Annotated in this window: 1 protein-coding gene; it reads left to right on the top strand. The window is 55.4% G+C overall.

Going from position 1 to position 269, the window contains the following annotated elements; genetic code table 11:
• A partial coding sequence (locus AF337_RS05785; RefSeq protein ID WP_152970922.1) for a DDE-type integrase/transposase/recombinase occupies positions 1-269 on the top strand: 269 nt, incomplete at both ends.

Here is a 269-nt window from a genome sequence, read left to right as displayed (position 1 = left end):
GTCATGGTCTCTCACCAAAACCGTAAGACTGTGGGCCGAGAAATTCGGCAGGCGCTTCGCCAATGATATCCGCAAGCGATCAGCCGGTAGGCTCGGTGACAAATTGTACCTCGACGAGGTGGTCATCACCATTCGGGGAAAGAAACACTGGCTCTGGCGCGCCGTCGATCAGGATGGTTTCGTCCTCGACGTTCTGGTCCAAAGCCGCGGTAATGCCAAGGCTGCAAAGCGGTTGATGCGCAAGCTTCTAAAAGAGCAAGGTTCTACCC

It is taken from the genome of Rhizobium ecuadorense, assembly GCF_001187535.1.
Lineage (GTDB): Bacteria > Pseudomonadota > Alphaproteobacteria > Rhizobiales > Rhizobiaceae > Rhizobium > Rhizobium ecuadorense.
Note: the sequence above shows the minus strand (reverse complement) of the source record. Positions and strands in the feature narration are given on the sequence as shown.